At 74.1% G+C, this 26,768-nt stretch carries 27 protein-coding genes and 1 pseudogene; 13 read left to right on the forward strand and 15 right to left on the reverse strand.

The window, feature by feature from the left end; genetic code table 11:
* The first annotated feature begins 23 nt into the window (after window positions 1-23).
* The gene (locus ACTEI_RS08865; protein WP_122982009.1) at window positions 24-560 is read left to right on the forward strand and encodes a hypothetical protein; all 537 of its coding nucleotides are present in this window, start codon (window positions 24-26) and stop codon (window positions 558-560) included.
* A gap of 69 nt (window positions 561-629) precedes the next feature.
* Here ACTEI_RS08865 and ACTEI_RS08870 read toward each other — a convergent pair whose 3' ends face one another.
* The 3 genes from ACTEI_RS08870 to ACTEI_RS08880 form a co-directional block, all read right to left on the reverse strand.
* Entirely contained in the window at window positions 630-1,118 is a 489-nt protein-coding gene (locus ACTEI_RS08870) for a hypothetical protein (protein ID WP_145830827.1), read from the reverse strand.
* A 224-nt stretch (window positions 1,119-1,342) separates the two neighbouring features.
* Window positions 1,343-2,815, reverse strand: coding sequence for an aminopeptidase P family protein (locus ACTEI_RS08875; protein WP_122977207.1), 1,473 nt, complete (start codon window positions 2,813-2,815; stop codon window positions 1,343-1,345).
* Between the two features lie 240 nt (window positions 2,816-3,055).
* A complete protein-coding gene (locus tag ACTEI_RS08880; protein WP_122977208.1) occupies window positions 3,056-3,625 on the reverse strand; it encodes a superoxide dismutase family protein in 570 nt (189 codons plus the stop codon).
* Window positions 3,626-3,972: 347 nt separating this feature from the next.
* Here ACTEI_RS08880 and ACTEI_RS08885 point away from each other — a divergent pair, with 347 nt between their 5' ends.
* Window positions 3,973-4,908: a carbohydrate kinase family protein gene (locus ACTEI_RS08885; protein ID WP_122977209.1), complete on the forward strand. Its 936-nt coding sequence runs from the start codon at window positions 3,973-3,975 to the stop codon at window positions 4,906-4,908.
* A 193-nt stretch (window positions 4,909-5,101) separates the two neighbouring features.
* Here the strand turns inward: ACTEI_RS08885 and ACTEI_RS08890 are convergent, their stop codons facing one another.
* The 4 genes and pseudogenes from ACTEI_RS08890 to ACTEI_RS08905 form a co-directional block, all read right to left on the reverse strand.
* Window positions 5,102-5,494: a thioesterase family protein gene (locus tag ACTEI_RS08890; protein ID WP_122977210.1), complete on the reverse strand. Its 393-nt coding sequence runs from the start codon at window positions 5,492-5,494 to the stop codon at window positions 5,102-5,104.
* A gap of 724 nt (window positions 5,495-6,218) precedes the next feature.
* Window positions 6,219-7,541, reverse strand: a pseudogene (locus ACTEI_RS08895) (PH domain-containing protein); the annotation flags it as partial.
* The gene (locus ACTEI_RS08900; RefSeq protein ID WP_122977211.1) at window positions 7,538-8,053 is read right to left on the reverse strand and encodes a PH domain-containing protein; all 516 of its coding nucleotides are present in this window, start codon (window positions 8,051-8,053) and stop codon (window positions 7,538-7,540) included. The pseudogene ACTEI_RS08895 and the gene ACTEI_RS08900, both read right to left, overlap by 4 nt.
* Before the next feature lie 9 nt (window positions 8,054-8,062).
* Window positions 8,063-8,284 carry a hypothetical protein gene (locus ACTEI_RS08905; RefSeq protein WP_122977212.1) on the reverse strand — a complete coding sequence of 74 codons (222 nt, stop codon included), beginning with the start codon at window positions 8,282-8,284 and terminating at the stop codon, window positions 8,063-8,065.
* Window positions 8,285-8,647: 363 nt separating this feature from the next.
* Between ACTEI_RS08905 and ACTEI_RS08910 the strand changes: the two genes are divergently transcribed.
* The 3 genes from ACTEI_RS08910 to ACTEI_RS08920 all read left to right on the forward strand — a co-directional run bounded on the left by ACTEI_RS08910 (window position 8,648) and on the right by ACTEI_RS08920 (window position 11,851).
* Complete coding sequence (locus tag ACTEI_RS08910) at window positions 8,648-9,811, forward strand: AAA family ATPase (RefSeq protein ID WP_122977213.1); 1,164 nt, start codon at window positions 8,648-8,650, stop codon at window positions 9,809-9,811.
* An 85-nt stretch (window positions 9,812-9,896) separates the two neighbouring features.
* On the forward strand, window positions 9,897-10,904 hold the full coding sequence (locus ACTEI_RS08915; RefSeq protein WP_122977214.1) for a DUF58 domain-containing protein: 1,008 nt from the start codon (window positions 9,897-9,899) through the stop codon (window positions 10,902-10,904).
* Window positions 10,901-11,851, forward strand: coding sequence for a VWA domain-containing protein (locus tag ACTEI_RS08920; RefSeq protein WP_122977215.1), 951 nt, complete (start codon window positions 10,901-10,903; stop codon window positions 11,849-11,851). The genes ACTEI_RS08915 and ACTEI_RS08920 overlap by 4 nt, the downstream gene beginning before the upstream one ends.
* A gap of 430 nt (window positions 11,852-12,281) precedes the next feature.
* Here the strand turns inward: ACTEI_RS08920 and ACTEI_RS08925 are convergent, their stop codons facing one another.
* Together ACTEI_RS08925 and ACTEI_RS08930 are read right to left on the reverse strand one after the other, a co-directional pair.
* Window positions 12,282-12,929, reverse strand: coding sequence for a response regulator (locus ACTEI_RS08925; protein ID WP_122977216.1), 648 nt, complete (start codon window positions 12,927-12,929; stop codon window positions 12,282-12,284).
* Window positions 12,929-14,113, reverse strand: a complete 1,185-nt coding sequence (locus ACTEI_RS08930) for a sensor histidine kinase (RefSeq protein ID WP_122977217.1) — start codon at window positions 14,111-14,113, stop codon at window positions 12,929-12,931. The genes ACTEI_RS08925 and ACTEI_RS08930 overlap by 1 nt, the downstream gene beginning before the upstream one ends.
* Before the next feature lie 126 nt (window positions 14,114-14,239).
* Here ACTEI_RS08930 and ACTEI_RS08935 point away from each other — a divergent pair, with 126 nt between their 5' ends.
* From ACTEI_RS08935 to ACTEI_RS08950, 4 genes are all read left to right on the forward strand, one after another.
* A complete protein-coding gene (locus tag ACTEI_RS08935) occupies window positions 14,240-14,944 on the forward strand; it encodes a beta-ketoacyl-ACP reductase (RefSeq protein WP_122977218.1) in 705 nt (234 codons plus the stop codon).
* A gap of 51 nt (window positions 14,945-14,995) precedes the next feature.
* Complete coding sequence (fabI, locus tag ACTEI_RS08940) at window positions 14,996-15,763, forward strand: enoyl-ACP reductase FabI (protein WP_122982010.1); 768 nt, start codon at window positions 14,996-14,998, stop codon at window positions 15,761-15,763.
* Window positions 15,764-15,868: 105 nt separating this feature from the next.
* Window positions 15,869-16,915 (forward strand): ferrochelatase, encoded by a 1,047-nt coding sequence (locus tag ACTEI_RS08945; protein WP_122977219.1) that lies wholly within the window; start codon window positions 15,869-15,871, stop codon window positions 16,913-16,915.
* Window positions 16,843-17,691 carry an HAD-IIA family hydrolase gene (locus ACTEI_RS08950; protein WP_122977220.1) on the forward strand — a complete coding sequence of 283 codons (849 nt, stop codon included), beginning with the start codon at window positions 16,843-16,845 and terminating at the stop codon, window positions 17,689-17,691. The genes ACTEI_RS08945 and ACTEI_RS08950 overlap by 73 nt, the downstream gene beginning before the upstream one ends.
* Window positions 17,692-17,723: 32 nt before the next feature.
* On the opposite strand, the gene ACTEI_RS08955 is transcribed toward ACTEI_RS08950, so the two are convergent.
* Complete coding sequence (locus ACTEI_RS08955) at window positions 17,724-18,401, reverse strand: signal peptidase I (RefSeq protein WP_164465881.1); 678 nt, start codon at window positions 18,399-18,401, stop codon at window positions 17,724-17,726.
* A gap of 195 nt (window positions 18,402-18,596) precedes the next feature.
* Here ACTEI_RS08955 and ACTEI_RS08960 point away from each other — a divergent pair, with 195 nt between their 5' ends.
* Window positions 18,597-19,061 (forward strand): NUDIX domain-containing protein, encoded by a 465-nt coding sequence (locus ACTEI_RS08960; protein WP_239082254.1) that lies wholly within the window; start codon window positions 18,597-18,599, stop codon window positions 19,059-19,061.
* Here ACTEI_RS08960 and ACTEI_RS08965 read toward each other — a convergent pair.
* Window positions 19,058-19,744 carry a hypothetical protein gene (locus tag ACTEI_RS08965; protein WP_145830828.1) on the reverse strand — a complete coding sequence of 229 codons (687 nt, stop codon included), beginning with the start codon at window positions 19,742-19,744 and terminating at the stop codon, window positions 19,058-19,060. The two genes, ACTEI_RS08960 and ACTEI_RS08965, sit on opposite strands and share 4 nt — an antisense overlap.
* 201 nt (window positions 19,745-19,945) lie before the next feature.
* On the opposite strand from ACTEI_RS08965, the gene ACTEI_RS08970 reads away from it, so the two are divergent.
* Window positions 19,946-20,710, forward strand: coding sequence for a hypothetical protein (locus ACTEI_RS08970; RefSeq protein WP_122977223.1), 765 nt, complete (start codon window positions 19,946-19,948; stop codon window positions 20,708-20,710).
* Window positions 20,711-20,742: 32 nt separating this feature from the next.
* Here the strand turns inward: ACTEI_RS08970 and ACTEI_RS08975 are convergent, their stop codons facing one another.
* On the reverse strand, window positions 20,743-21,249 hold the full coding sequence (locus ACTEI_RS08975; protein WP_122977224.1) for an NUDIX domain-containing protein: 507 nt from the start codon (window positions 21,247-21,249) through the stop codon (window positions 20,743-20,745).
* Window positions 21,246-22,028 (reverse strand): hypothetical protein, encoded by a 783-nt coding sequence (locus tag ACTEI_RS08980; RefSeq protein ID WP_122977225.1) that lies wholly within the window; start codon window positions 22,026-22,028, stop codon window positions 21,246-21,248. The genes ACTEI_RS08975 and ACTEI_RS08980 overlap by 4 nt, the downstream gene beginning before the upstream one ends.
* A gap of 90 nt (window positions 22,029-22,118) precedes the next feature.
* On the opposite strand from ACTEI_RS08980, the gene ACTEI_RS08985 reads away from it, so the two are divergent.
* Window positions 22,119-22,925, forward strand: a complete 807-nt coding sequence (locus ACTEI_RS08985) for a DUF3097 domain-containing protein (RefSeq protein WP_122982012.1) — start codon at window positions 22,119-22,121, stop codon at window positions 22,923-22,925.
* On the opposite strand, the gene pdxR is transcribed toward ACTEI_RS08985, so the two are convergent.
* Window positions 22,876-24,366 (reverse strand): MocR-like pyridoxine biosynthesis transcription factor PdxR, encoded by a 1,491-nt coding sequence (gene pdxR / locus ACTEI_RS08990; RefSeq protein WP_122977226.1) that lies wholly within the window; start codon window positions 24,364-24,366, stop codon window positions 22,876-22,878. The genes ACTEI_RS08985 and pdxR overlap by 50 nt on opposite strands.
* 66 nt (window positions 24,367-24,432) lie before the next feature.
* Between pdxR and ACTEI_RS08995 the strand changes: the two genes are divergently transcribed.
* Window positions 24,433-25,314 carry a DMT family transporter gene (locus ACTEI_RS08995; RefSeq protein ID WP_239082255.1) on the forward strand — a complete coding sequence of 294 codons (882 nt, stop codon included), beginning with the start codon at window positions 24,433-24,435 and terminating at the stop codon, window positions 25,312-25,314.
* A gap of 100 nt (window positions 25,315-25,414) precedes the next feature.
* Here the strand turns inward: ACTEI_RS08995 and ACTEI_RS09000 are convergent, their stop codons facing one another.
* On the reverse strand, window positions 25,415-26,725 hold the full coding sequence (locus tag ACTEI_RS09000) for a serine hydrolase domain-containing protein (protein WP_122977228.1): 1,311 nt from the start codon (window positions 26,723-26,725) through the stop codon (window positions 25,415-25,417).
* Between the last annotated feature and the right edge of the window lie 43 nt (window positions 26,726-26,768).

Below are 26,768 nucleotides of genomic sequence, written 5' to 3' on the forward strand. Positions count from 1 at the left end.
GCCATCCCCGAGTGGAGGTCGTCGTGCGGTTCGAGCGTGCCCGGCTCTGGCCGGTCCTGGGCGCGGTTGGGGTGGCCGGTGTGCTCACCGGGTGCACGTCGTCGCCCGAGCCGGAGTTCACCCAGCCGTCCGCCCCGAGCGCACCCGCCGCCTCCGGCGCACCGGCCGCCGGTGGGCCGGCGCCGGCCTGGTCCGAGCCGGTCTCCTACTCGTACGTCCTGACCCGGGGCTGTGACCCCGCCGCGCCCCTCGGCAGGTACCAGGCCACCGTCCAGGGCGGCCGGGTCACCGGCTACTCCCGGATCGGCGCCCCGACGGCCGCCCCGAGCGCGTCGGCCGACGTGGAGCTCGGCCCGATCACCGGCGACGAGGGTGAGGAGATCGAGGTTCCCAGCCTGCGCGACCTGCTCGCGATGGCGCGGACCACCGCCGACGACGGCGGCCAGGCGACCACCGAGTTCGACCCCGCCGACGGCCACCTGGTCAAGGTCACCATCAACGTGACCGACGACCCGAACGCCGCGGAGTGCTGGAGCGTCTCCGACTACCGGATCGGCTGACCGGCCCGGCCTACCGGGATCGGGGCCTGCGGCGCGTGGTCGAGTGGGCGTCGCCACCGGGCCTGGCGATCAGTGGGCCGGCTCGGCCTGACTCACCAGGTCCAGGAGCGAGACCAGGAAGAAGTTCGCGCCGGCGCCGAAGGCGGCGGCCAACGCGTGACCGACGGCCACGTCCACCGGCCCCGGCTCCCCGTGCCAGTCGGCGTCCACCTCACCCCTGCTGGTGATGGTGAAATCGCCCAGGCGGAAGCCGTCGCGCAGCAGGCGGCTGGTGTCCGGGCTCTTCGGGCGGTACAGGTAGGCGTGGCCCTCGTGCTCGGCGACCACCCGGTACGAGTGCCGGGAGTACCGCCCCGCGCCCGGCCGCAGGCGCACCGGGATGTCGTCGACCATCATCCGCAGGTGCTGCCGCTCCCGGGTGCCGATCGGGATGTGCGGGTGGACCCGCGGGTCGTGCAGCCGCTCGACGACCGCGACCGTCGTGGTCCCTGCGGCGAGGACACGGACGACCACCCGGCCGTCGGACTGCTCCACGTCGACGATGCGGGCGTCGGTCACGGCGGTCTCCCGTTCGCTGGGATCGGCGGCATTCACGCTGCGCCAATCCTCGCACCGGGCGGCAAGCGCCTAGAGCGCTCGGCGCGGGAGCGTGGTCCGGACGCCGCGCGCGATGGTCGTGGACCGGCCTGAGCGGGCGGTGACCGCTTCGCCGGGCGGCACGTCGCCGATGAACGCGGTGACGTGCCGCCCGGCGGACGGCGGCTGGTCTGGCGGAGTACGGCTCAGCCGGGCAGGCGGGGGCCCGCCTCGCGCTGCGCGGCCAGCCACTTCTCGACCTCGTCGGAGGTGCGCGGCAGGCCCGCGGACAGGTTGCGGCAGCCGTCGGCCGTCACCAGGACGTCGTCCTCGATGCGGATGCCGAGACCGCGCAGCTCCTCGGGGACCAGGTCGTCCTCGGGCTGGAAGTACAGCCCCGGCTCGACGGTGAGGACGTAGCCCTCGCCGAGCGGACCCTCCCGGTACGCCTCGTTCCGCGCGTGCGCGCAGTCGTGCACGTCGATGCCGAGCATGTGCCCGAAACCGTGCAGGGTCCAGCGGCGGTAGATTGTGCTGTCCTCGGCCATCGCCTCGTCCACGCTGACCGGGAGCAGGCCCAGATCGTGCAGGCCCTCGGCGAGCACCCGCATGCACACCTGGTGCACGTCGCGGAAGAGCACGCCGGGACGGATGGCGTCCATGCCGGCCTGCTGCGACGCGTACACGATGTCGTAGACCTGCCGCTGCAGCGGCGTGAACGTGCCGGAGACCGGGACCGTGCGGGTCACGTCGGCGGTGTAGAAGTTGTTCCCCTCCACACCCATGTCCATCAGCAGCAGTTCACCGGGCTGCGTCACGCCGGTGTTGCGGACCCAGTGCAGGATCGTCGCGTGCGCGCCGGCGCCGACGATCGAGCTGTAGCCGACGTCGTTGCCGTCGTGCCGGGCGCGCAGGCCGAAGACGCCCTCCAGCAGGCGCTCCTTGACCGCGCGGTCGGCCGGCAGGACCCGGGCGACGTCCTCGAAGCCGAGCACGGTCGCGTCGATGGCGGCCTGCAGCTGGGCGATCTCCCACTCGTCCTTGACCAGCTTCAGCTCCGAGATCACCCGGGCCAGCTCGCGGTCCCGCGGACGGCTGCGGTCCGGCTCGTAGGCCAGCACCGCCCGGTCGACGTTGGCGTCGAGACCGCGCAGCACGCGGGTGCGGCCGGGCGCCGAGGCGGCCAGGGCCGGGCCGAGCGCGCCCAGCGAGGCGGTCTCCAGGCCCAGCTCGGTGGATTTCTCGGCCAGGGTGTGGGTGCGGCCGATCCAGAGCTCGCCGTTGCGGTCGCGGAAGAAGCGGTCGGTCTCCTTCGAGTTGCGCTCCCGGGTGTAGAGCACCGCGTCGTGGCCGGACGCGCTCGGTCGGAGCACCAGCACGCTGTCCGGGTCGCGGTCGCCGGTGAGGTAGAAGAAGTCGCTGCCCGGCCGGAACGGGTAGTCGGTGTCGTTGGCCCGCACCTTCTCGTTGCCGCTCGGGATGATCAGCGTCTCACCGGGGAACGCGTCGGAGAGCGCGGCGCGACGCTTCGCGTAGTTCGGAACCTCGGGCAGCGGCGCGACCGAGATCGGGTCCTCGCGCCATCCGGTGCGCATGAACTGCAGGAACGCCTCCGGGAAGGCGGGGTCGTGGGACTCCGTCCGGGGTGCGGGCTGCGCGCCGCCGTCCTTCTGCGCCATCGTGGGGTGCCTCCGTTCCTCGTGCGGTTCCCCGACGTTACCGCTTGCCCCCGACGAAAAGCACCGCCCGGTGCGCCGGCCGGCGGCGGGCGGCTCCCGTCGTACCCGGGAAGCGGTGGAGCGTCCATCCGGATGTCGCGGCGCAAGCCGGACCGACGCGTGCGCCGGACGGTGCGGGAAGACCGGGAGCGGCCGGACCGCGAGGCCCGGCCGGTACGGTCGTCGAACGGCGCGACGGGCTCAGCGCCCGCCCATCCTCTCGTACCCGAACGGCAGGTTCAGGCAGCCGACCCGGGCCCCCGCCGTCCCGGCTGCACCGGGCGTGGTCCGGGTCGTCTCCGCGTGCAGGATCAGCGACTTCGGCAGCCGCTCGTGGGAGAACATCCAGTGCTGCTCACGGCGCACCGTCGCCGCGCCCTGCGCGTCCGTGGTGAAGTCCAGCCAGATCTCGTTCGCGGGGTTGGCGTATGCCGGATCGGTCGACGGTTTGGCCGTGGTCGCGGCCGGATCGTGCCGGTGCTGGTAATGCGGGCCGGCCGCCTTGGGGTCCCGGTCGCACTCGGCGACGTGCATGTGCGCGCCGTATCCGCGGCCCGGCACCAGCCCGGTCACGTCGAGCTGCACCCAGAGATTGCTGCCGGTCGAGCTGAACTCGACGTGTGCGGTGGCGCCCACCGGCACCAGCTCGGGGTCGTAGGTGATCGCCTGGGCGCCGGGCTCCCACGTCTGGAAGACGGCGGGGCCGGGCGCCGGGACGGCGGTCAGGCCGGCGAGGGCCAGGCCGGCTGCTAGTTGAGATAGTGCAAACATGGCAAGAATTGTCGCAAAAACGGATTTATCCGGTGTCGGAACCCCAGGCTGGACTGACCGGCGCCGGAGCGGGGCACGGCGGAGATCTCGCCGGGTGCGCCGTCCCGGTGAAGCCGGCCAGCGGGCATGATCAGCGGGCGCCGCGCCACGGCGGTGCAGTGGTGCATCGGCGGCGGTGGGGTGGCGGCATCGGCGGCGATGGCGCGGTGGCGTGATGGCGCGGTCGCGGTGGCGCGGTGGCATCGTCGTCGTGGCGTCGTGGCGTCGTGGCGTCGTGGCGTCGTGGCGTGGTGGCGTGGTGGCGTGGTGGCGTTGGCGGACGGGACCCGGGAAGCGGAGGAAGCGGCATGGGCTACGCGGTGGTGCTCGGTGAGGCACTGATCGACCTGCTGGAGGCGGAGCAGGACGGCGACCTGATCTACCGTCAGGCGATCGGCGGCGCGCCGCTCAACGTCGCCGTCGGGGTGACCCGGCTGGGCGGCCGGGTGGAGTACGCCGGATCGCTCAGCGGCGACGTGCTCGGCGACCGGATCGCCGCGTTCCTGCGCGCGGCCGGCGTCGGCGACCGGGGCGTGCGCCGGGTCGACGTGCCGACCACGCTCGCGGTCACCACGTTCGAGGGCGCCGAGCCGACCTTCACGTTCTACGGGGAGCCCCCCTCGTACGCCCTTCTCGCCCCCGCGGACCTGGACCGCACCGCGATCGCCGGCGCCGGCCTGCTCTATGCCGGCTCCATCTGCCTGCTCCGCGAGCCGTTCCGGGCGACTGCCCGGGACGCGTGGGCCCGGTGCGGCGGCATCCGGGTCTTCGACCCCAACGTCCGTCCCAAGCTGCTGCCCGACGACGCCGCGGTGACCGCCCTGCGCTACCTCGTCGAGGAGTACTTCGCCACCGCTGACCTGGTCAAGCTCAGCTCCGCCGACGCGCAGGTGCTCTACGGCGACGCGGACCCGGCAGCCGCCGCCGAGCGGATCCGCGCGCTGGGCGCGGGCGCGGTGGTGGTGACCTGCGGGGCCCGTGGCGCGCACGTGGCCGCGGCGGACGGCACGGCGCTGCTGCCCGCCCCGGCGGTCACCGCGGTGGACGCCACCGGCGCCGGTGACTCGGTGATGGCCGCGCTGATCAGCCGCCTGCTGTCCGGCGGGCTGCCGGCGGATCTGGCCGGCTGGCAGCGGCACGTCCGATTCGCCCTCGCGGTGGCCGGGCTGGTCTGCGAACGTCACGGTGGGGCGACGGCCATGCCCACCTCGGACGAGGTCGCCGCCCGCTGGGGCGACATCTGACGGTCCGCGAGGCGGCGACGTCTCCATGCCGCCGCGCGAGCGGCGGCGGTCCGCCCGATTCCCGGTACGAACCGGCCCGCACGCCGGCGGTCATGCGCCCCGTGGCGGCCCCGCGCGGTACGGCCGCCGGTGTTCGGGCGGCCACGGCAACCATCGGGAGCGGGCGCGAGTTCGGCTCGGGCGGTCCGGCCGGTCAGTCGCCGAGGGCACGGGCGATGAAGCGCGTCCGGTCGAGGACGGTGCGCTCGACGTGGACCTCGGCGACCACGGTCTCGCCGTCCCGGACCTCGACGTGGAAGAGCAGCTTGCGCCCGTCCACGCCGACGAGTCTGGCGTGGGCGAGCACCTTGCGCCCGACCGGCGTCGGCGCCCGGTGTTCCACCGTGGCCCGGGTGCCGACAGTGGTGATTCCACCCGGGATCTGTCGCGCGGTCGCGGCCACCGTGGCGGCCTCGGCGAGCGCCAGCACCCGGGGCGTGGCCAGCACCGGCACGTCGCCGGAGCCGATGGACTGGGCGGTGTCGGCATCGGTGACCGTCAACTCCACCCGGGCGTTGAGACCGGGAGCGAACTCCGGTAGCTCCATCCCGACAGCTTAAGCGCGCCCGGGTGGCCGCCAGAACGTCTCGTCAGCGGGTTGACCCGCCCCGGAAGGTGGACTACCCGTCCGCGGGTGCCGGGCCGGCCGGTGGTCCGCCGGCAGGATGCGAATCGGTCGGTGGTCCCGTCGTGGGTGGCGCAGCCTGGTGCGGTCCCGTCGTGGGTGGCGCAGCGTGGTGCGGCCCCGCCGTGGGTGGTGGACCGGTTGGCTGCCACCCCACCGGCGGCGGGGCGAGCGGCTGCCCGGCTGTCGCCGGAGGCGGCAGCGGTCCCGGCATGACGGGCAGCGCGAAGATCTGACCCGCCACCGGCGGCAGGTAGACGGTCTGCCCTGGTCGCCGCTGCCAGACCGGGGGATACCCGGCTGCCGGCGGAGGGACGGGCTGGGCTCCGGCGAATGGTGCCGGGAAGGGCTGCGCTTCCGTGGGGGGCGCCGGGAAGGGCTGTGCTCCCGTGGGCGGTGCCGGGAAGGGCTGTGCTCCCGTGGGCGGTGCCGGGAAGGGCTGTGCTCCCGTGGGCGGTGCCGGGAAGGGCTGCGCTCCCGTGGGGGGCGCCGGGAGAGGCTGACCGCCCGGGGGCGGCGGCCCCGCGGGTCGACCGTCCGCCGCTTGACCGCGCGCCGCTTGACCGTCCGCCGCTTGACCGCGCGCCGGGAGCCACCCCGCGGCCGGCGAGCCGCCCGGCAGCCCGCCGGCCGCGGCGGGAGCGGGCCGCCGCGCCTGTCGCGCCCGGCGGGCCAGTTCGTCGGCGAGCGCCCACGCCTCGGCGAGATCGCGGTCCCGGGCCACCCCGGACCGGCCGCCGGCCGCGTCCGCATGGACCGTGGCGAGGCCGAACAGCCGCTGCAGCGGACCCTGCACGACCCGGACGCTCTGCAGCCGGGCGTACGGCACCAGGGTCATCTCCCGGGCGAGCCGCCCCTGCCGGGTGACCAGCACGTCCGGGTGCAGCCCGACGCCCATGAACCGCAGCCCGACCGGGTGCAGCCAGCGCACCCGGGCCGGCGGCGGTGAGGTGGCCAGGGTGGCCAGGTCGACACCGGGCAGCACGGCGCCGATCAGGAAGCGGGCGGCGTGCCGGTCGCCGACCGGGAGCAGCCGGTCGGAGCCGGTGTCGGCGCCGCGTTCCGGTGCGCCGTACCCGGCCACGTCCAGTTGCAGGTAGAGCCATCCGGAGGGTCGCCAGAGCAGCGGCCAGGTGATCCGGAGCGCCTGGACGCGGTGCAGCGGCACCACCTGGTTGCGGGTCTCGGTCAGGCCGTAGTGCAGCAGCAGCCGCCCGCCCGGATCGCGGGCGAGCCGGAAGTTCCAGTCCCGCAGCACCCGGCGGATCGGTTGGAGCAGCACCCCGGCCATCGCGGTGACCGTGCTGGCGATCCCGATGAAGGTCCACGAGCCCTCCATCACGAACTGGACGATCACCCAGGCGACGCCCACCGGCAGCAGGAACGCCTGCGGGGTGAGCAGCTGGCTGACCAGCAGGTCGCGGTTGCGGACGGAGAGGAACACGTGTTCCGGCGGGGTCGCGGTGACCGGGGCGGCCGCCGGGCCGGCGCCGGGCACGGCCGGCTGCGGGGTACGACCGGACAGCGCGAGCAGGCGTTCCCGCAGCGCGGACGCTTCCCGTACGGTCAGGTAGGCCAGCGGCGCCTCGGCCTTGTTCCCGCCGACCACCTCCAGCCGCAGCTCGGCCAGGCCGGTGAGCTGCGCGAGCAGCGGCCGGCGCAGCTCGACGGACTGCAACCGGTCGAGCGGGATGGCCCGGTTGCGCCGCCACAGCAGCCCGTCGGTGATCCGCAGCTCCCGGGCCACCACCTGGTAGCCGGTGTTCCACCACCCGATCGCCGAGAAGATCACCGCGCCCACCGCGAGGGCGGCCACCACCATCGCGAAGTGCGTCGGCCCGAGCTGGCGCAGTGTCTGCCAGGACAGCGCGGCGACGATCACGACGAGGCTCTTGGCGCCGTGCAGCAGCGGGCTGAGCGGGTGCAGTCGCTGCCGCCCGGCCGGCTCGGGGGTCCCGGTGGCGGTCACAGGCCCTCGGCCCGGTCCTCGCCGAGGGCGGTGAGCCGGTCGCGCAACCGGGCCGCCTCGTCCGGTGGCAGGCCGGGCACCCGGGCGTCGCTGGCCGCGGCCGCGGTGTGCAGCTGCACGGTGGCCAGCCCGAACGCGCGCTCGATCGGTCCGGCGGTGACGTCGACGAACTGCATCCGGGCGTACGGCACGATGGTGAGCCGCCGGACCAGCAGGCCGTGCCGGACCATCAGGTCGTTGTCGCGCTCGGCGTACCCCCAGGCCCGGACGGCCCGGACGGCGACGGCCGCGCGCCAGAGCCCGAGCAGCAGCACCGCGCCCAGGCCGGCGAGCCAGCCCCACTGCCGGCCGACGAGCCAGCCGACGCCGAGCCCGATGAGCAGGACCGCCTGCCAGATGGCCAGCCCGATCAGCTCCACAGTGATCAGCTTGCTGGAGACCGGACGCCAGCGGACCGTGTCCGGCCACGGCTGCAGGGCATCGACGACGGTGGGCACCGCGGGCTCGTTCACATCTGAACCCTACGAGATCCTGGCATCCTCCGACGACACGAAAGGTGTCACTTCCCGCAGGAAGGAGCGGGCTTCCAGGAAGGCGCCGAGGGACACCCGATGATCAGGGCAGGCGAGCCAGGTCTTGCGGTATTCCGGGGTGTGCAGCTTGGGATTGTTCCAGAGCAATTGCCAGGCCGCGGGCGCGCGACAGCCCTTGGCGGAGCACTGCGGGGGGAGTTCCTCGACCATGCGACCAACTTAATGGCAACGTCATTGACGACTCTGGCATGGGAGAAATAAAAACGGGTGGTTATGCGCCGGGCGGCCACGGGGGAAGCCGCCCGGCGACGTGCTAAATGCTACACGGTTCAAAGACATACGTATCCACCCGGTGAGCGTGGCTGTTCCGGCGGATCGCGCAGAAAGATCAACATGTTCGGCGGATAGTGCCCTGGGCTGCGGCGATCCGTCCGGGCCGGGATGATGGGACGGTCAGGTGACGGCGCCGGTTCCGCCTCTCCTAGGAACCTCTCAGGCGTGTGTAGTTGTCTGTCGTGTAAGTCTTGAGCGTCGGCATCCGCGCCGGCGCATCACGACCGTTGTGGAGGACCGGTGGCGCAGCCCAGCACGCCCGAGACCGAGACGAGCCCGGAGGGGGCCGCGCCGGTCCCGCCGGCACACGACGCGTCGCAGCTGGAGCGGGCGATGTTCGAGGTCAAACGGGTCATCGTCGGCCAGGACCGGATGGTCGAGCGGATGTTCGTGGCGCTGCTGGCCCGCGGCCACTGCCTGTTGGAGGGCGTGCCCGGCGTGGCCAAGACGCTGGCCGTGGAGACCCTGGCCAAGGTGGTCGGCGGCACCTTCTCCCGGGTCCAGTTCACCCCGGACCTGGTGCCCGCCGACATCGTCGGCACCCGGATCTACCGGCAGAGCAGCGAGCAGTTCGACGTCGAGCTCGGGCCGGTGTTCGTGAACTTCCTGCTCGCCGACGAGATCAACCGGGCGCCGGCCAAGGTGCAGTCGGCGCTGCTCGAGGTGATGGCCGAGCACCAGGTGTCGATCGGCGGCAAGAGCTACGACGTGCCGGACCCGTTCCTGGTGATGGCCACGCAGAACCCGATCGAGCAGGAGGGCGTCTACCCGCTGCCCGAGGCGCAGCGGGACCGGTTCCTGATGAAGATCATCGTGGGGTACCCGACCGACGCCGAGGAGCGCGAGATCGTCTACCGGATGGGGGTGAGCGCGCCCGAGCCCAAACAGGTGTTCACCCCGGCCGACCTGCTCGCCCTGCAACGCCGGGCGGACCAGGTGTTCGTGCACAACGCCCTGGTCGACTACACGGTCCGGCTGGTGCTGGCCACCCGCGCGCCGGCCCAGCACGGCATGCCGGACGTCGCCCAGCTGATTCAGTACGGCGCCAGTCCGCGTGCCTCGCTCGGCATCGTCCGCGCCACCCGGGCGCTCGCCCTGCTCCGCGGCCGTGACTACGCGCTGCCGCAGGACCTGCAGGACGTCGCGCCGGACATCCTGCGGCACCGGCTGGTGCTCAGCTACGACGCGCTGGCCGACGACATCCCGGCCGACCACATCGTGGCCCGGATCATGCAGGCCGTACCGATGCCGTCGGTCGCTTCCCGGCAGGGCACCTCGCCGCACGGTGGCCCGGTCGCGCCGGGTGCCCACCCGAACGGGGCGCAGCCGACCAGCGGCGTGCCGGCCGCCATGGCGTACCCGGCGCAGGGCAACCCGGCGTGGCCCGGGCAACCCCAGCCATGACCGGCGGCACCGAGCGACGCCGGCCCGCGCCGGCCGGTGATCCGTGCGGCGCGGGCCGTGCGGGCACGGTGGAGGGGGCGCGGTCGTGAGCCAGCCCGTGCCGGCGCCGCCGGCGGAGGCGGCACGCTCCGAGGCCGTGCTCGCCCGCCTGCAGCTGCTGGTCACCCGGAAACTGGACGGCCTGCTGCAGGGCGACTACGTCGGCCTGCTGCCCGGCCCGGGCACCGAGGCCGGCGAGTCCCGGGAGTACCGCCCCGGCGACGACGTGCGCCGGATGGACTGGCCGGTCACCGCGCGCACCACGCTGCCGCACGTGCGGCGCACGGTGGCCGACCGCGAGCTGGAGACGTGGCTGGCCGTGGACCTGTCGGCCAGCCTCGACTTCGGCACGGCCAGGTGGCTCAAGCGCGACCTGGTGATCGCCGCGGCCACCGCGGTCACCCACCTCACCGCCCGCGGCGGCAACCGGATCGGCGCGGTGGTCGGCACCGGCTCCGGCGTACCGGAAAGCGCGCAAGCCCCGGGCCGGTGGCGCCGCAAGGCGGCGACGGCGGCCGTGGCGGACGCGGCCGGCCCGTCGGTGGTGCGGATGCCGGCGCGGCCGGGCCGCAAGGAGGCGCAGGGCCTGCTGCGGGCCATCGCGCGCACCGCGATCCGGCCCGGGCGCACCGACCTGGGCGCCCTGATCGACATGCTGAACCGGCCGCCGCGGCGGCGCGGTGTGGCCGTGGTGATCTCCGACTTCCTGGCTCCGGTGGAGAGCTGGGCGCGGCCGGTGCGCAAACTCGCGGTGCGCCACGACGTGCTGGCCGTCGAGGTGCTCGACCCGCGTGAGCTGGAGCTGCCCGACGTGGGGGTGCTGACCCTGGCCGACCCGGAGTCCGGCGAGCTGCACGAGGTGCAGACCGCCGACCCGCGGCTGCGGCAGCGCTACGCGGCCGCGGCGAGCGAGCAGCGCGCCGCGATCGCCCGGGCGTTGCGCGCGGCCGGCGCGTCCCACCTACGGCTGCGCACCGACACCGACTGGCTGCTGGACATGGTCCGCTTCGTGGCCGCCCAACGACACGCACGCACCCGGGGGACCACTCGATGATCCGTTTCCTGGCTCCGTGGTGGCTGCTCACGCTGCTGCCCGTCCTCGCCGTCGCCGGCGCCTACGTGTGGCGGCAGCTGCACCGGCGGTCGTACGCGATGCGGTTCACCAACGTCGACCTGCTGCGCACCCTGGCCCCCCGGGGCCTGGGCTGGCGGCGGCACGTGTCGGCGGCCGCGTTCCTGCTGATGATGGCGGCTCTGGCGTTCTCCACCGCGCGCCCCTCGGTCGACACCGAGCAGCCGCTGGAACGCGCCACCGTGATGCTCGCCATCGACGTGTCGCTGTCGATGCAGGCCGACGACGTGGCGCCGACCCGGATCGAGGCGGCGCAGGAGGCGGCCAAGGCGTTCGTCGACGAGCTGCCGCCCACCTACAACCTGGGCCTGGTGTCGTTCGCCAAGGCGGCGAACGTACTCGTCGCGCCGACCAAGGACCGGGCCGAGGTGCTGGCCGGGATCGACGCTCTGTCGCTGGCCGAGGCGACCGCGACCGGTGAGGCGGTGTTCACCTCGCTGGACGCGATCCGTTCGGTGCCGGCCGACGGCGCGGACGGCGCGCCACCGGCCCGGATCGTGCTGCTCTCGGACGGGTACCGGACGTCCGGCCGGTCGATCGAGGACGCGGCCACCGCGGCGGCCGGGGCCAACGTGCCGGTCAGCACCATCGCCTTCGGCACCGACACCGGCGTGGTGGACATCCGCGGCCAGCTGCAGCGGGTGCCGGTGGACCGGCTGTCGCTGCAGGAGCTGGCCGAGCGGACGAAGGGCTACTTCTACGAGGCGGCCTCGGTCAGCGAGCTGAAGAAGGTCTACGAGGACATGGGCAGCTCGATCGGGCACCGGACGCAGCCGCGCGAGGTCACCCAGTGGTACGCGGCGACCGCGCTGCTGCTGGCCCTGATCGGCGCCGCGACGAGTCTGCTGTGGACCTCACGGCTGCCGTGACCGGCAGGTCAGGGAGTGTTGTGCGAGGCCAGGACGAACAGCAGGACGACCCACGCGGACAGGACGGTGAAGCCGAGGGGCGCGATGAGGTTCTTCATGGTGGAGCCACCTTCCGCATCGTGACTGAGCGAATCTGCGAAATGCGCAGGTCACGTCGCGGCCATGCCCGGACCCGGTGTCGCGGCGCACACGACACGGCCGGTCGACGTCCTGCGGGCAGGCAGGATCGGACCGGTGGGCGCGGGTGGGAGATCTGGTCAGCGGTCAGAAACGCTGACGAGCGTCCCGGCCACGACTAGGAGGATCGCTATCTCGCACAGCGATCACCTCCGCGAAGTCGATGGGGCCGGGAACCGTGCAGGAGCGTACCTCTTAAGTATCGCTTAAGAAACTCAGGACACCCACAGGTGGCGCGGAACACCTGGACGTGTCACTCGCCGGCCGCGACCAGCCCGGTCTCGTAGGCGAACACCACCGCCTGCGCCCGGTCGCGCAGCGCCAGCTTGGTCAGCACCCGCCCGACGTGCGTCTTCACCGTCTGCTCGGCGACCACCAGATCGGCGGCGATCTCCTGATTGGACCGTCCCCGCGCGATCAACCGCAGCACCTCGGTCTCGCGCGGGGTGAGCGCGGTCAGCGCCACCGGGCGGGGCCGGTCGCGCTGCGGACGGGCGGCGAACTCGGCGATCAGCCGGCGCGTCACCGACGGGGCGAGCAGCGCCTCGCCGGCCGCCACCACGCGGACCGCCTGCACCAGGTCGGCGGCCGGGGCGTCCTTGAGCAGGAAGCCGCTGGCCCCGGCGCGCAGCGCCTCGTAGACGTAGTCGTCCAGGTCGAAGGTGGTCAGGATGAGCACCTTGGGACCGCCGGCCAGCCGGCGGGTGGCCTCCAGCCCGTCCATCACCGGCATCCGCACGTCCATCAGCACGACGTCCGGATCGAGCCGGCGGGCCGCGGCGACGGCGGCCGCGCCGTCCGCCGCGTCGCCGACCACCAGCAGGTCGGGCTGCGCGGCCAGCAGGGCGCCGAATCCCTGCCGGACCATCGCCTGGTCGTCCGCGATCAACACCCTGATCATCACGCCTCCGGCTGTCGCGGGATCCGGGCCAGCACCTGGTAGCCGCCGGCGCCGTCCGGTCCCGCGGTCAGCTCGCCGCCGAGCAGGGCCACCCTCTCACGCATCCCGATCAAGCCGTGCCCCGGCCTGCGGCCCGGCTCCGGCGTGCCGGTCAGCGCGTTGTGCACGCACAGTTCCAGGCGGTCGCCGTCGGCGCGGGCGACCAGCCGCACCGGGCCGCCGGGCGCGTGCCGGGCCGCGTTGGCCAGGGCCTCCTGCGCGATCCGGTACGCCGCCAGCCCGGCCGCCTCGCCGATGCCGTCGAGTTCCGGCAGCTGCCCGGTGACCGGCAGCCCGGCCCGGCGCGCCGTGCTCACCAGCTCGGCGATCTGCGGGTAGCCCGGCTGCGGCTCGCGCTCGGCCGCCTGGCTCTCCGAGCGCAGCACGCCGAGCAGCCGGCGCATGTCGGCCAGCGCCTCCCGGGCGGCGCCGGCGATCGCGGACAGCTCCTGTCCGGTCCGCTCGTCCAGCCCGGCCAGGCGGTACGGCGCGGTCTCCGCCTGCACCGCGATCATCGACATGTGGTGCGCCACCACGTCGTGCATCTCCCGGGCGATCCGGGTGCGTTCCTCCAGCACCGCCCGGCGGGAGCGCTCCAGCTCGTTCAACTCGTTGAGCTCGGTCTGTGCGGCGAGCAACTCCCGGGTGCGGCGGCGGCGCGTCAGGATGTTGCCGAGCGCCGCGACCGCGATCACCAGGACGGCCGCGCCCCAGGAGTTCTCCGGCCGGGCGAAGAGGAACAGCGGGACCAGGCCGAGGCCGGTGGCCCAGAGCGTGACCGGGGACTCCTGGGTCGCGGCGAGCCGGCCCAGGACGACCAGGGTGCCCAGGATCTGCGCGGTGTTCCACGGCCAGGGCTCCCGCGGGCTGTGGAACAGCACCCCGATGAACAGCATCGGGTACGCCATCCGCCAGGCCAGCACCGGACGGCGCGCGGCGACGAGCACCGGCAGGACCGAGCCGGCCGCGATGAGGACGGCCAGGGCCGGGACCACTCCGCGCTCGTCCATCAGGTACGCCCCGGTGGCCATCCCGATCGCGACGAGCCCGAAGAACAGCAGCGGCACGGCATAGACCGGCAGCCGGCGCCGCAGTCGTGGCCTGGGTGTCTCCCTTTTGAACGTTAGGTAAGTCAACGGCCCCATCACCGTATTGACCGCCCCGGGGCCGATAGTCTCCATTCCCAGCAGGCTAACGAGGAGCGGCAGCCCTGTCGTGACCCTGCGGTACCTCATACCGGGGTATGACTCGATCTCACGAAGGAGAGCGCTGTGCCTCGCACCGTGTTGGTGACCGGCGGAAACCGCGGCATCGGCCTGGCCATCGCCCGGGCGTTCGCCGAACAGGGCGACCGGGTGGCGATCACCCACCGCGGCTCGGGCGCCCCCGACGGCCTGTTCGGCGTGCAGTGCGACATCACCGACTCGGCGGCGGTCGACGCCGCGTTCGGCACCGTGGAGAACGAGCTCGGCCCGGTCGAGGTCCTGGTCGCCAACGCCGGCATCACCGACGACACGCTGCTGCTGCGGATGAGCGAGGAGCAGTTCGAGCGGGTCCTGGACACGAACCTGACCGGCGCGTTCCGGGTCGCCAAGCGGGCCAGCGCCAAGATGCTGCGCAACAAGTGGGGCCGGTTGATCTTCATCTCGTCGGTGATCGGCCTGTACGGCGGACCCGGCCAGGTGAACTACGCCGCGTCGAAGGCCGGTCTGGTCGGTATGGCCCGTAGCATCACGCGGGAGCTGGGCAGTCGCAACATCACCGCGAACGTGGTGGCGCCCGGCTTCATCGAGACCGAGATGACCGATGTCTTGCCGGAGTCGCGCAAGGCGGAAATCATCAAAGCCGTCCCGGCCGGTCGGCTCGCCACTCCCGACGAGGTCGCCGCCGCGGTGACCTTCCTGGCGAGCGACAGCGCGGCGTACATCTCGGGCGCCGTGCTCCCCGTCGACGGGGGCCTCGGCATGGGGCACTAGTCCGCCCCGGCCTGCACATCGAGTTGTCGAGAATTCCTTCAGGAGAGAATGTTGTCTGGACTGCTGGCCGGAAAACGGCTGCTGGTCACCGGTGTGATCACCGACGCCTCGATCGCCTTCTCGGTGGCGAAGCTGGCCCAGGAGAACGGCGCTCAGGTCGTGCTCACCGGCTTCGGCCGGCTGTCGCTGGTGGAGCGGATCGCCAAGCGGCTGCCGGAGGCCGCCCCGGTCATCGAGCTGGACGTGACGAATCAGGAACACCTGGACGCCCTGGCCGACCGGGTGCGTGAGCACGTCGACGGGCTGGACGGTGTGGTCCACTCGATCGGCTTCGCCCCGCAGAGCTGCCTCGGCGGCGGGTTCCTGGACGCGCCGTGGGCGGACGTCGCGACGGCGCTGCAGGTGTCGACGTATTCCTACAAGTCGCTCGCGACGGCGGCGCTGCCGCTGATGGGCGCCGGCGGGTCGGTCGTCGGGCTCACCTTCGACGCGACCAAGGCGTGGCCGGTCTACGACTGGATGGGCGTGGCCAAGGCCGGGCTGGAGTCGGCCAACCGCTACCTCGCGCTGCACCTGGGCAAGCGCGGCATCCGCAGCAACCTGGTCTCGGCCGGGCCGCTGCGCACCATGGCCGCCAAGTCGATCCCGGGCTTCCAGCAGTTCGAGGACGCCTGGTCGGAGCGCGCGCCGCTGGGCTGGGACCTCAACGACCAGGAGCCGGCCGCCCGCGCGGTCTGCGCCCTGCTGTCCGACTGGTTCCCGGCCACGACCGGCGAGATGGTGCACGTGGACGGCGGCTACCACGCGCTGGGAGCCTGACCGCTCCCGCACGCCGGGTCCGGCCGGGGGCCGGGCCGCGTGACGCCGCCGACACGTCGCCGGTTACCGGAGGCCGGGGAACACCCCCGGTGGCAGGATGGGCGCGTGGTTTACGACGCCTTCGTCCTGCTCTCCTTCGGCGGGCCAGAGAAGCCTGATGACGTGATGCCGTTCCTGCGCAACGTGGTGCGCGGGCGCGGCGTGCCGGACGAGCGCCTCGCCGAGGTGTACGAGCACTACATGCACTTCGGCGGGGTCTCCCCGATCAACCAGCAGTGCCGCGATCTGCTGGCCGCGGTGGAGTCCGACTTCGCCGCGCACGGCATCGGGTTGCCGGCGTACTGGGGCAACCGCAACTGGCACCCGATGCTGGCCGACACCGTGGCGCGGATGCGCGACGACGGTGTCGAGCACGCGCTCGGCTTCGCCACCAGCGCGTACGGCGGCTACTCCTCCTGCCGGCAGTACTGGGAGGACATCGCCGCCGCGCGCCAGCACGTCGGCCCCCGGGCGCCGCGGATCAGCAAGCTGCGGCAGTTCCACGACCACCCGGGCTTCGTGGAGCCGCACGCCGACGCGGTGCGTACCGCGCTGGCCACCCTGGACCCGGCCCGCCGGGGCACCACCCGGCTGGTCTTCACCGCGCACTCCATCCCGCTGAGCATGGCCCGCACCGCGGGCCCGACCGGCGGCCGCTACACCGCCCAGCTGGAGGAGACCGCCCGGCTGGTCCGGGCCGCCGCGGCGGCCGACGACCTGGGGTACGACCTGGTCTGGCAGAGCCGCTCCGGCCCGCCGCAGATCCCGTGGCTGGAGCCGGACATCAACGACCACCTGGAGGTGCTCGCCGAGAAGGGGGTCACCGACGTGGTGCTCAGTCCGATCGGTTTCGTCTCCGACCACCTCGAGGTGATCTGGGACCTGGACAACGAGGCCAGGGACACCGCCGCCCGGCTCGGTCTCGGGTTCGCCCGGGCCGCCACGCCCGGCGTCCACCCGCGCTTCGTCGCCATGGTGCGCGAGCTCGTCGAGGAGCGGCTGGGTGATCAACCGCACACCGGGCTGGGTACGCTCCCGACCTGGGACGTCTGCCCGACGGACTGCTGCACCCCTCCGCCCCGCCCCGCGACGCGACCTGGAGCCGCGCAATGAAGGAACGCAAAGCGATCGAGAGCTGGCTCACCGACATGGACGGCGTGCTCGTCCACGAGGGTGAGCCGGTGCCCGGCGCACCCGAGTTCGTCAACCGGATGAAGGCGTCCGGCAAGCCGTTCCTGATCCTCACCAACAACTCCATCTACACGCCGCGTGACCTGCAGGCCCGCCTGGCCCGGATGGGCTTCGAGGTGGACGAGCACTCGATCTGGACGGCCGCGCTGGCCACCGCGCAGTTCCTGGCCGACCAGCGTCCGGGCGGCACCGCGTACGTGATCGGTGAGGCCGGCCTGACCACCGCGATGCACGCGGCCGGCTACGTGCTGACCGAGTTCGACCCGGACTACGTGGTGCTCGGCGAGACGCGCACCTACAGCTTCGAGGCGATCACCAAGGCGATCCGGCTGATCAACGGTGGCGCCCGGTTCATCTGCACCAACCCGGACGCGACCGGACCCTCCAACGAGGGGCTGCTCCCGGCGGCCGGCTCGGTGGCCGCGATGATCTCCAAGGCGACCGGGGTGAAGCCGTACTTCGTCGGCAAGCCGAACCCGATGATGATGCGCTCGGCGTTGAACGCGATCGGCGCGCACAGCGAGACCACCGCGATGATCGGCGACCGGATGGACACCGACGTGCTGTGCGGGCTGGAGGCCGGACTGGAGACGATCCTGGTGCTGACCGGGATCAGCAGCCGGATGGAGAGCGAGACGTACCCGTACCGCCCGTCCCGCATCGTCAACTCGGTCGCCGACCTGATCGACGAGATCTGAGCCGGGTCCGGAGCGAACCGCCGGCCGCCTGATCACCGCACGCGCGATCGGGTGGCCGGTCGTCCCGGTCGCCACCCGGCCCCGACCAGCACGATCAGCGCTGCCGGCACCCCGGCCAGCGCCGCCAGCCGCGGGCCGCCGCCCCGGCGCCACCACAGCACCGGCAATCCGGCGTACCGGATCCGCAGCCGGCCCACGCCGGTCACCGCGCCCGCCGGGACCGGGGTGGCATCCGCCACCGCGTTCGCGTCGCCCTTGGTGATCAGCCGGCCGTCCGGCGCGACCCGGGCGACCCGGTGCAGCACCGCCCGCCCCGGCCGGTCCGGACTCCGGAACCGGATCACCGACCCGGCCCGGATCCGCTGCCCGGTCAGCGGCGCGGTGATCACCACGTCGCCGGCCTCGACGGCCGGGCGCATCGACCCGCTGATCACGACCGACAACGACCACCCCGACAGCAGCGCGACCAGGGCGGTGAGCGCCAGCGCGCCGACGGCCGCGGGCAGTGCCCGTTGCCGGGCCGGGGGCAGTGCCCGTTGCCGGGCCGGGGGCAGTGCCCGTTGCCGGGCCGCGGGCAGTGCCCGTTGCCGGGCCGGGGGCAGTGCCCGTTGCCGGGCCGGGGGCAGTGCCCGTTGCCGGGCCGGGGGCAGTGCCCGTTGCCGGGCCGCGGGCAGTGCCCGTTGCCGGGCCGCGGGCAGTGCCCGCCGCACGGCCGCGCGCAAGGTTTGCCGTCCGGCCGCGAATACGGCCGACCGCCCGGCCGTGGGCCGTGGTCGTCGCTCGGCCGCGGGCAGCGCCCGCCACCCGGCGGAACCGGTCACGTCCTACGGTTCGGCAGCGGCCGGCCCGGGCTGAACGGCTCCCGGCGCCCGGCGGCGGCGCGCCCCTGCAGTAGGGTCGCTGCCGTGCCGGCGAGCGAAGAGTCGTACCTGGAACAGTCGCGGGAGCCGGTCCCCACCGGTCCGGGCGAGGTGGTCGCCGCCGCCTGGGTGTGCGTGCGCGAACGGCGGGTCCTGGTGGTCCGGGCGCACCGCTCCGACGCGTTCTACCTGCCCGGGGGCAAGCCCGAGCCGGGGGAGACGCACGCCGCGGCGGCCGCCCGGGAGGCCGAGGAGGAGGTCGGCGTCGTGCTGGACGCGGGGCGGCTGCGCCATTTCCGTACGATCGAGGCCCCCGCGCACAACCGCCCCGCCGGCACCCGGGTCCGTCTGGTCTGCTATCTCGGCGAGCCCGCCGTCGCGGACGCCGCTCCGGCACCGGCCAACGAGATCGCCGAGCTGGCCTGGTTCGCCTCGGCCGACGCCGCGCGCTGCGCCCCGGCGATCCGCCTGCTCCTCGACGAGCTGGTCCGGGTCGACCTGATCGACTAGGGCGGCGTCACCGTGGCGCCGGTCAGGACGACGACGCCGTTCGGGTTGCCGCATCGGACCCGGATCGTCAGCCGCTCCGCCCCGCCGACGCCCCCGGTCAGCGGCTTGGCGCTGGTCACCGTGGCGCTCTGCTGCCGTCCGGCCTCAGCGGTGGTCAGGTCCCCGGTCTTGCGCCGGGTGCCGGTGACGGCGAAGACGTAGGTCGCCGCGGCGGTGTCGGTGCCGGCCGGGTAGTAGGGGTGCACGTCGGCCCGGAAGTCCAGGTAGCGGCCGCGGAGCAGCCAGGTGACCTCGCGCGTCAGGTCGCCGGTCTGGTTCGACGGGCAGGAGATGGCGATGGGCCGGTCCTTGAATCCGGGTCTGTCGCGCACCGCCGGCGGCACCGGTGCCAGGTTCGCGTGGCCCGCGGCCACGTCGAGGGCGTCCAGGGGCGTGCCGGACGGGTTCCCGGCCCCGGGCGCCACGGTGGCAGCGGCCGTCGGCCCGGCCGTAGGGGAGGAGGTGACCGGGGGGACGGCGACCGGCGCGGGCGAGGGATCCGGCGATTGGGGCCACTGCCAGGCCGCGAGTGCGATCACCGCACTGACCACACCGGCCACCATCGAGGCCACGGCGACCACATCTCGCCGCTTGCGCCTGTCGCCGGGCGCGGGCGTGTCGTCGGGGGGAGGAGTCGTGCTCACCGTTGTGCCGCCTGCCGGGTAGTCGCCGGTTTAGGAGGCGCCACCATACATCGATCGGCGTCCCGAAATGCCACGTCGTCGCGGATGACGGATATTCGACAGATGGATCGAGGCTGGTAGGCGCTATGGTGCCGTCCACCTCCCCATATTGATCAGTCTTTGTTGATCAAACCCTCATTGAACGAAGAGGATGCGATAAGTGTGAGCCACGATAATCCGTTACCGCAGGATCCGCCGACCGGCACCCCACCGGCCAAGGCGCAGAAGGGAGCGGGCCGGGGGCGCTCCGGCTGGACCGCGGTCCTGGCCGGGCTCGCGCTGCTGCTCGCCGCCGTGGCGGTGGTGCTCTCCTGGCACGCCAACAGCGTCGCCGGGGACGCCGCCGCGCGGGCCGACAAGCTGGCCGCGAGGGCGGCGCCACCCAGTGGGCCGGCGGTCACCGTGCCACCGCCCGACCCGGTACAGAGCACCACCGCGCCGGTGGACCCGGGGCAGCCGTCCGAGTCCGCGGAGGGGTCGCCGCCGCCGCTCGGCCCCGAGACGCAGTTCGACCAGTTCTACATCGAGACCGCTCTCGAGATTCCCGGTCCCTGCAACGGCGCCGTGTACATCGATCTGGATAAGCCGCGGGTGCAGGTCGACCCGGCGATCGCCGAGCTGAGTTACCACAACCCGTGCACCGCCGGAAACACCCCCTACCTCACCCTGCAGCCGGGTGTCGAAGGTACCTCCTACGACTCGGAGGCGGTCAAACCGTCCGACTGCGTGACGCGGATCGCGGTCAGGCCCCTGGCCAAGGAGGGACGGCTGCCGGCCGTGCAGGGCGACGTGTACTGCCTGCTCACCTCGGACAGCGATGCGCAGCGGATCGGCATCCCTCGCAAGATGGTGGTCGTCTCGGTGACCGGCCTGGGGAAGGCCGATGCGCTGGCGCTGCAGGCCACCGCCTGGAACATTCCGCGCTGATCGGGGCGGCGGCCGGTCGGCGCCGGGACGCGTCAGGCGGCCCGGCGGATCTCGGTGAACCAGCGGTTCGCCACCTGGGTGTGCAGGCTGAAACCGAGCTCCGTCGGGCCGTGGAGCACCTCGAGCCCGAGCGCCTCGTCCGGCGGTGGCACCGTCGGCAGTCCCGAGCCGTCCGCGAGGCGGGGGAACAGGCCGAAGACGAGCAGGGTGCCGTCCGGCGCGCTGAGGGTGTCGAAAAGGCGTACCTCGTCGGGGTCGGCCTTGATGCCGGTCTCCTCGCCCAGCTCCCGCGCCGCCGCGGCCTGCCAGGTCTCGCCCAGCTCGATGAACCCGCCGGGCAGCGCCAGCCGGCCCTCCGCCGGCGCAATGCCGCGCCGCACCACCAGCAGGCCGGAACCGATCGGTTGCAGGGCTACCGCCACCGGGGCCGGATTGCGGTACGTCGTCTCCCCGCACGCCGCGCAGCGGCGCGGCCAGGCCTGCCCCGGGGTGAACCGCGCCCCGCAGAACGTGCAGTGCGCGTGCCGGTCCGGCGTCACGGGCGCAGCGGGGAGTTGCAGGCGGCCACCAGGGCCTGCCGGCACGCCGCGGTGAGCGGGCGCAGCGCCTCGTCGCGCTGCTGCGCCTCGTAACCGTTGACCGCGCCGCCCGGAGCGTTCGTCTCGGCGAGCGCCAGCACCTGGTCGAGCACGCTGGCCCGGGCGAACAGCCGCCGGGCCCGCGGGTCGAAGCCGGGTGGCAGGGTGGCCGTGCTCTCCGGGCGGCGCAGCGCCTGCAACGCGCCGGCCAGCTCGGGTTTCCACTGCGCCACGTCCAGCTTGGTGAGGCGGGTGGTGGCCTCGCCGAGCGCCGCGGTCAGCTGCGCCTCGGCCTCGGCCGCGCCCATCTGGAAGACCGGGCGGTGCTCCGGGGCGGGCAGCACCCGCCAGAGCAGGGTCTCGAATTCCACACCGGAGCCGGAGGTGTGCCGGCGCACCTCGGGGACCACGCCGAAGCCCGGGGTGATGATCGCCTCACCGGCCAGCAGCGCCGCGCCGGTCAGCGGGCCCGGACCGGGCAGGCCGCGCGGGTCGCCGGGCACCGGCAGCACCAGCCGGATGTCGTCCGGATGCAGTTTCGCGAACAGCGGGAGGCCCTGCCCGAGCGGCACGTCGGTCCAGGTGCCGGGGGCGTCGGCGACGAGGTGCTCCTCGTCCCCGGCGATCTCGTCGGCCAGCTCGTCGAACGGAACCAGTCCGGCGCGCCAGGCCCGCACCCAGGCCACGAACCGGGTGGACCGGCGGGCGGTGCGGGTGGCCGCATCAGCTGCGGGTGACATGCGAGCAAGGGTACGTGCCGTCGCGGAACCTTGTCTCGGTCCGGAGCGTCACCCCGGTGTGTGGCGGTGGCCCGGGTTACCGTGCGGATCATGTATGGGGAGGACGTGCTTTCCGGCAACTGGCGCCGCCGTCGGGCGATCCCGGAGGTGGACGCCGAACCGGAGCTGGTCGTGGAGGACGCCGACTCCGGGTTCTGCGGCGCGGTGGTCGGGTTCGAGCTCGGCGCGGTGGTGCTGGAGGACCGGCACGGCAGGCGCCGCAACTTTCCGCTCGCCCCGGCCGCGTTCCTGCTCGACGGGAAGCCGGTCACGCTGCGCCGGCCGGCGCGGCCCGCGGCGCCCGCGCAGCGACGTGTCACCGCCTCCGGGTCCATCGCGGTGGCCGGGGTCACCGCCCGGGTGGCCAAGGCCAGCCGGATCTGGGTGGAGGGCATTCACGACGCCGCGCTGGTCGAGCGGATCTGGGGCGACGACCTGCGGATCGAGGGCGTGGTGGTGGAACCGCTGGACGGCATCGACGACCTGGCCGCCGCGGTCCGAGACTTCCGGCCCGGCCCGCGGCGCCGCCTCGGCGTGCTCGTCGACCACCTGGTGCCCGGGTCCAAGGAGAGCCGGATCGTGGCCTCGGTCACCCACCCGGACGTCCTGATCACCGGGCACCCGTACGTCGACGTCTGGCAGGCGGTCAAACCCGCGCGGGTGGGGCTGCGCGAGTGGCCGGTGGTCCCGCCCGGCCGCCCGTGGAAGGAGGGGGTCTGCGAGGCCGTCGGCGTCCGCGAGCCGGCCGACATGTGGCGTCGCATCCTCGCCTCGGTGAGCAGCTACAAGGACGTGGAGACTCCGTTGATCAACTCGATGGAGCGGCTGATCGACCACGTGACGGCGCCGCCGGAGTAGCCGCTGTGCCGGCCAGCGCGGCGCCGATGCGGACGGCGGCGTCGGTCAGGCGGTCCGGCGGGTGCGCGGCGTAACCGAGCACCAGGCCGGGCCGGCCGGGCTGGCTGCGGTGCCAGCTCAGCGGGTGCACCAGCACGCCGTGGGCCCGGACCCGTTCCGCGAGCGCGACGTCGTCGCCGGCCGGCAGCTCGGCCAGCAGGTGCAGCCCGGCCGCCACCCCGCGCACCCGGGCCTGCGGCAGGTGCGTGCGCAATCCGGCGAGCAGCGCGTCCCGGCGCGCCCGCTGCCGGGCCCGTACGTGGCGCAGGTGCCGGTCGTAGTCGCCGGAGGCCAGCAGGTGCGCCAGCACGAGCTGCGGGAGCGCCGGGCTGCCCAGGTCGCTGGCGTGCTTGGCGGCCAGCAGCTCGGCCTGTCGGCGCCGGGGCGCGATCAGCCAGCCCAGCCGCATCCCCGGCGCCAGTGACTTGGAGACGCTGCCCAGGTAGGCGACCCGCTCCGGCGCGGCGCCCTGCACCGCGGCGACCGGGGCCCGGTCGTAGCGGTGCTCGGCGTCGTAGTCGTCCTCGACGATCAGCCGCGCCCCCTCGGCCACCCAGGTCAGCAGCTCCCGGCGCCGCTGCGGGGCGAGCACCACCCCGGTCGGGAACTGGTGCGCCGGGGTCAGCAGGACGGTGTGCAGGCCGGTCGCCCGCAGCGGGGCGATCCGCAGGCCGTCGTCGTCGACCGGGACCGGCTCCGGGCGTACCCGCCAATGCGCGACCTGGTCGCGGGCGCCGCGCGAGCCGGGATCCTCGACCGCCCACGCGGCTTCGCCGCGGGCGCTCGCGGCCTGCGCCAGCAGGGCGAGACCCTGGGCGACGCCGCCGCACACCAGGATGTCGTCCGCCTCGGCCCGGACCCCGCGGGTACGCGCCAGCCAGCCGGCCAGCTCGGCACGCAGTCGCGGGCTGCCGCCGGGGTCGCCGTAGCCCAGGTCGGCCGCGGTCACCCGGTCCAGCACCGCGCGTTCGGCCCGCAGCCAGGCGGCCCGGGGGAACGCGGACAGGTCCGGCACCCCGGGGGACAGGTCCAGGTCGATGCCGTCCGGGGTGGGAAGCGGCAGCCGCAGCCGGCGCAGCGTGCGGCGCCGGTCCGCGCTCGGGCGTGGGGCGACCGCCGCGTCGCGCGCCACCACGGTGCCCGAGCCGGTCCGGGCCGCGGCCAGCCCCTCGTCGACCAGTCGCTGGTAGGCCTGCACCACCACCCCGCGGGACACGCCCAGTTCCGCGGCGAGCCGCCGGGTCGCCGGCAGCCGGGTCCCGGGCGCCAGCCGTCCCGCCGTGATCGCGGCGCGCAGCCCGTCGGTCAGCCACCCGGTCAGCCCCTTGGCCGGCGCCTCCTGCGCGCGCAGTTGCAGGAAGTCCGACCCGGGTGCGGGCCGGGACGGCTCGGCAGCGGAAATTGGTCCACCTCATAGCGCTGGGATTGGTCCTCGAACCGGACCATACCCGCCGGGAGCATGGCATGCATGAAGACGTCACCCATCCTCGCCGGCGCGGCCGGCATGGTCTTCGTCGGCGGCGGCGTCGCGGTCAGCGGCCACCTCGCGGACGCGCCGCACCTGACGGTCCAGGCGCTCCGGTACGCGGTCGCCTGCCTGCTCCTTCTCGCCTGGGCGCGGTGGACCCGGACCCGGCTGCGCCGGCCACGCGGCGCCGAGTGGCTCTGGCTGCTCGGCGTGACCGTGGCCGGTCTGCTGGTCTTCAACATCGCCCTGGTGCACGGGGCGCGCCACGCCGAACCGGCCGTCCTCGGGGTGGCCGTGGCCTGCGTCCCGGTCCTGCTCGCGGCCGGCGGCCCGCTGCTGGAGGGCCGCGGGCCGGCTCCTCGGGTGCTGCTCGCCGCAGCCGTCGTCACGCTCGGCGCGGTCCTGGTCGAGGGGCTGGGCCGGACCGACGCGACCGGGGTGTTCTGGGCCGTCGTCACGTTCGCCGGCGAGGCGCTGTTCACCCTGCTCGCCGTGCCGGTGCTGGGCCGGCACGGCCCGCTCGGCGTCTCCGTGCACGCCACCTGGCTCGCCACCGCGATGTTCGGCGTCCTCGGCCCGCTCACCGAGGGGCCGTCCGCGGTCACCCGGCTGCACACCGACGACGTGCTGGCCGGCGCCTACCTGGCGGCCGGGGTCACCGCCGCCGCCTTCCTCCTCTGGTACACCTGCGTGACGCGGATCGGCGCCGGACGTGCCGGGCTGCTGACCGGCGTCGCCCCGGTCGCCGCGGCCCTCACCGGGACGGCGCTGGGCGCGCCGCCGCCCGGCCCGCTGGTCTGGGCCGGCATCGCCACGGTCGCGGGCGGCCTCGCCGTCGGCCTGACCGCGCGCACCCCGGCCCCGGCCGTGGCCGCCACCTGACGCCACCGCCCCCGGCCACGCCCGGGGGTGCGAGGGCCGCGCCGATCGCCGCGGGACGCCCCGGCCGTACCCGGGGAAATCCGGCCGCGAGCGGCGGGGATCACGCCAGGTCGTACGGGTTCCGGCTGTAGCGGAAGGTGGCGATGTCCAGCCCGGTGACCGTGCCGTCCGGGGCGCGCAGCACGGACAGCACCTCGCCCTCGTCGCTGCCGGCGGCGCCGCGCCAGCGGTCCGGGGCCTCGCGGTGGAACCGGGTGTGCCGGCCCGGGCCGGTCATCACCAGGCCGGCGCCCACCGGGGCGACGTCGTACTCCCGGCCCATCCACCACCAGCGGCCGCAGACCTCCGCGGCCTCGCCGGTCGGCGGCGCGGGCGGCTGCCAGGCCGGCGCGGGCGCGGCCGGCTCGTGGTCCAGCACCGTGGTCAGCGCGCGCAGGCCGAGGTCCATGATGCTCTCGCCACCGGCGAAGCCGTAGGCGTTGGCGAACACCACCACGCCCATCCGGCTGCGCCGGTGCACGGCGAGATGGGCGAGGTAACCGGGCATCGAGCCACCGTGCCCGACGTGGACGCGCTCGCCGACCCGGAACAGTTGCGGGCCCAGACCGTGGCCGGCCGTCCACGACTCCGGATCGCTGATCGCCACCGGGCTGCACATCTCGTCGACGGTCTCCCGGGCCAGCACGGCCGGGGCCGGGTCGGCCAGGAAACCGGCCCACTTGGCCATGTCGGTGACCGTGGACCAGAGCTGCCCGGCGGGGGCCATCGCGCCGGTGTCCGCGCGCGGCTGCTCGTGCAGCGTGCCGCCCAGCGCGTGCACCACGTACCCGCGGGCGTACGGCTCCACCGGGTGGTACGTGGTGCGCCGCATACCCAGCGGGTCCAGCACCCGCTTGGTGGCCAGCTCCGCCCAGCTCTGCCCGGTGACCCGGCTGAGCACCGCGCCGAGCAGGCCGTACGCCAGGTTCGAGTAGCGGTGGCGGCGGAACGGCGGGCCGGTCAGCTTCTCGTACGTCAGCCCGGCCAGCAACCGGTCCACGTCCCCGCCGGCGGTGCGCTCCCACCACGGGCCGTCCGGCTCCCGTTGCAGCCCGGAGACGTGCCCGAGCAGCTGACGCAGGGTGACGCCGCCGATCGGGGTGCCCGGCAGGTGCCGGTAGAGCAGGTCGTCGAGGGCGAAGAAGCCCTCGTCGCGCAGCTGCATGACCAGTGTCGCGGTGATCGTCTTGGTGATCGAACCGAGCCGGTACTGGGTCTTCGGGTCGGGCCTCGGGGTCTCCCCGGCACCGGTGAAGTGCAGCACCGCCCGGTCCCGCAGCACGGCCAGCGCCAGTGACGGCACCCGGCCGGCGGACTGTGCCCGGGCGGCGATCTCCTCGATCCGCCGGGCGGTCTCCGGAAGCAGTGTCACGGTGGGGGCCCTCCTGCTGTGCGACTGACAGGTACAACTGCCC

The organism is Actinoplanes teichomyceticus ATCC 31121 (assembly GCF_003711105.1).
Lineage (GTDB): Bacteria > Actinomycetota > Actinomycetes > Mycobacteriales > Micromonosporaceae > Actinoplanes > Actinoplanes teichomyceticus.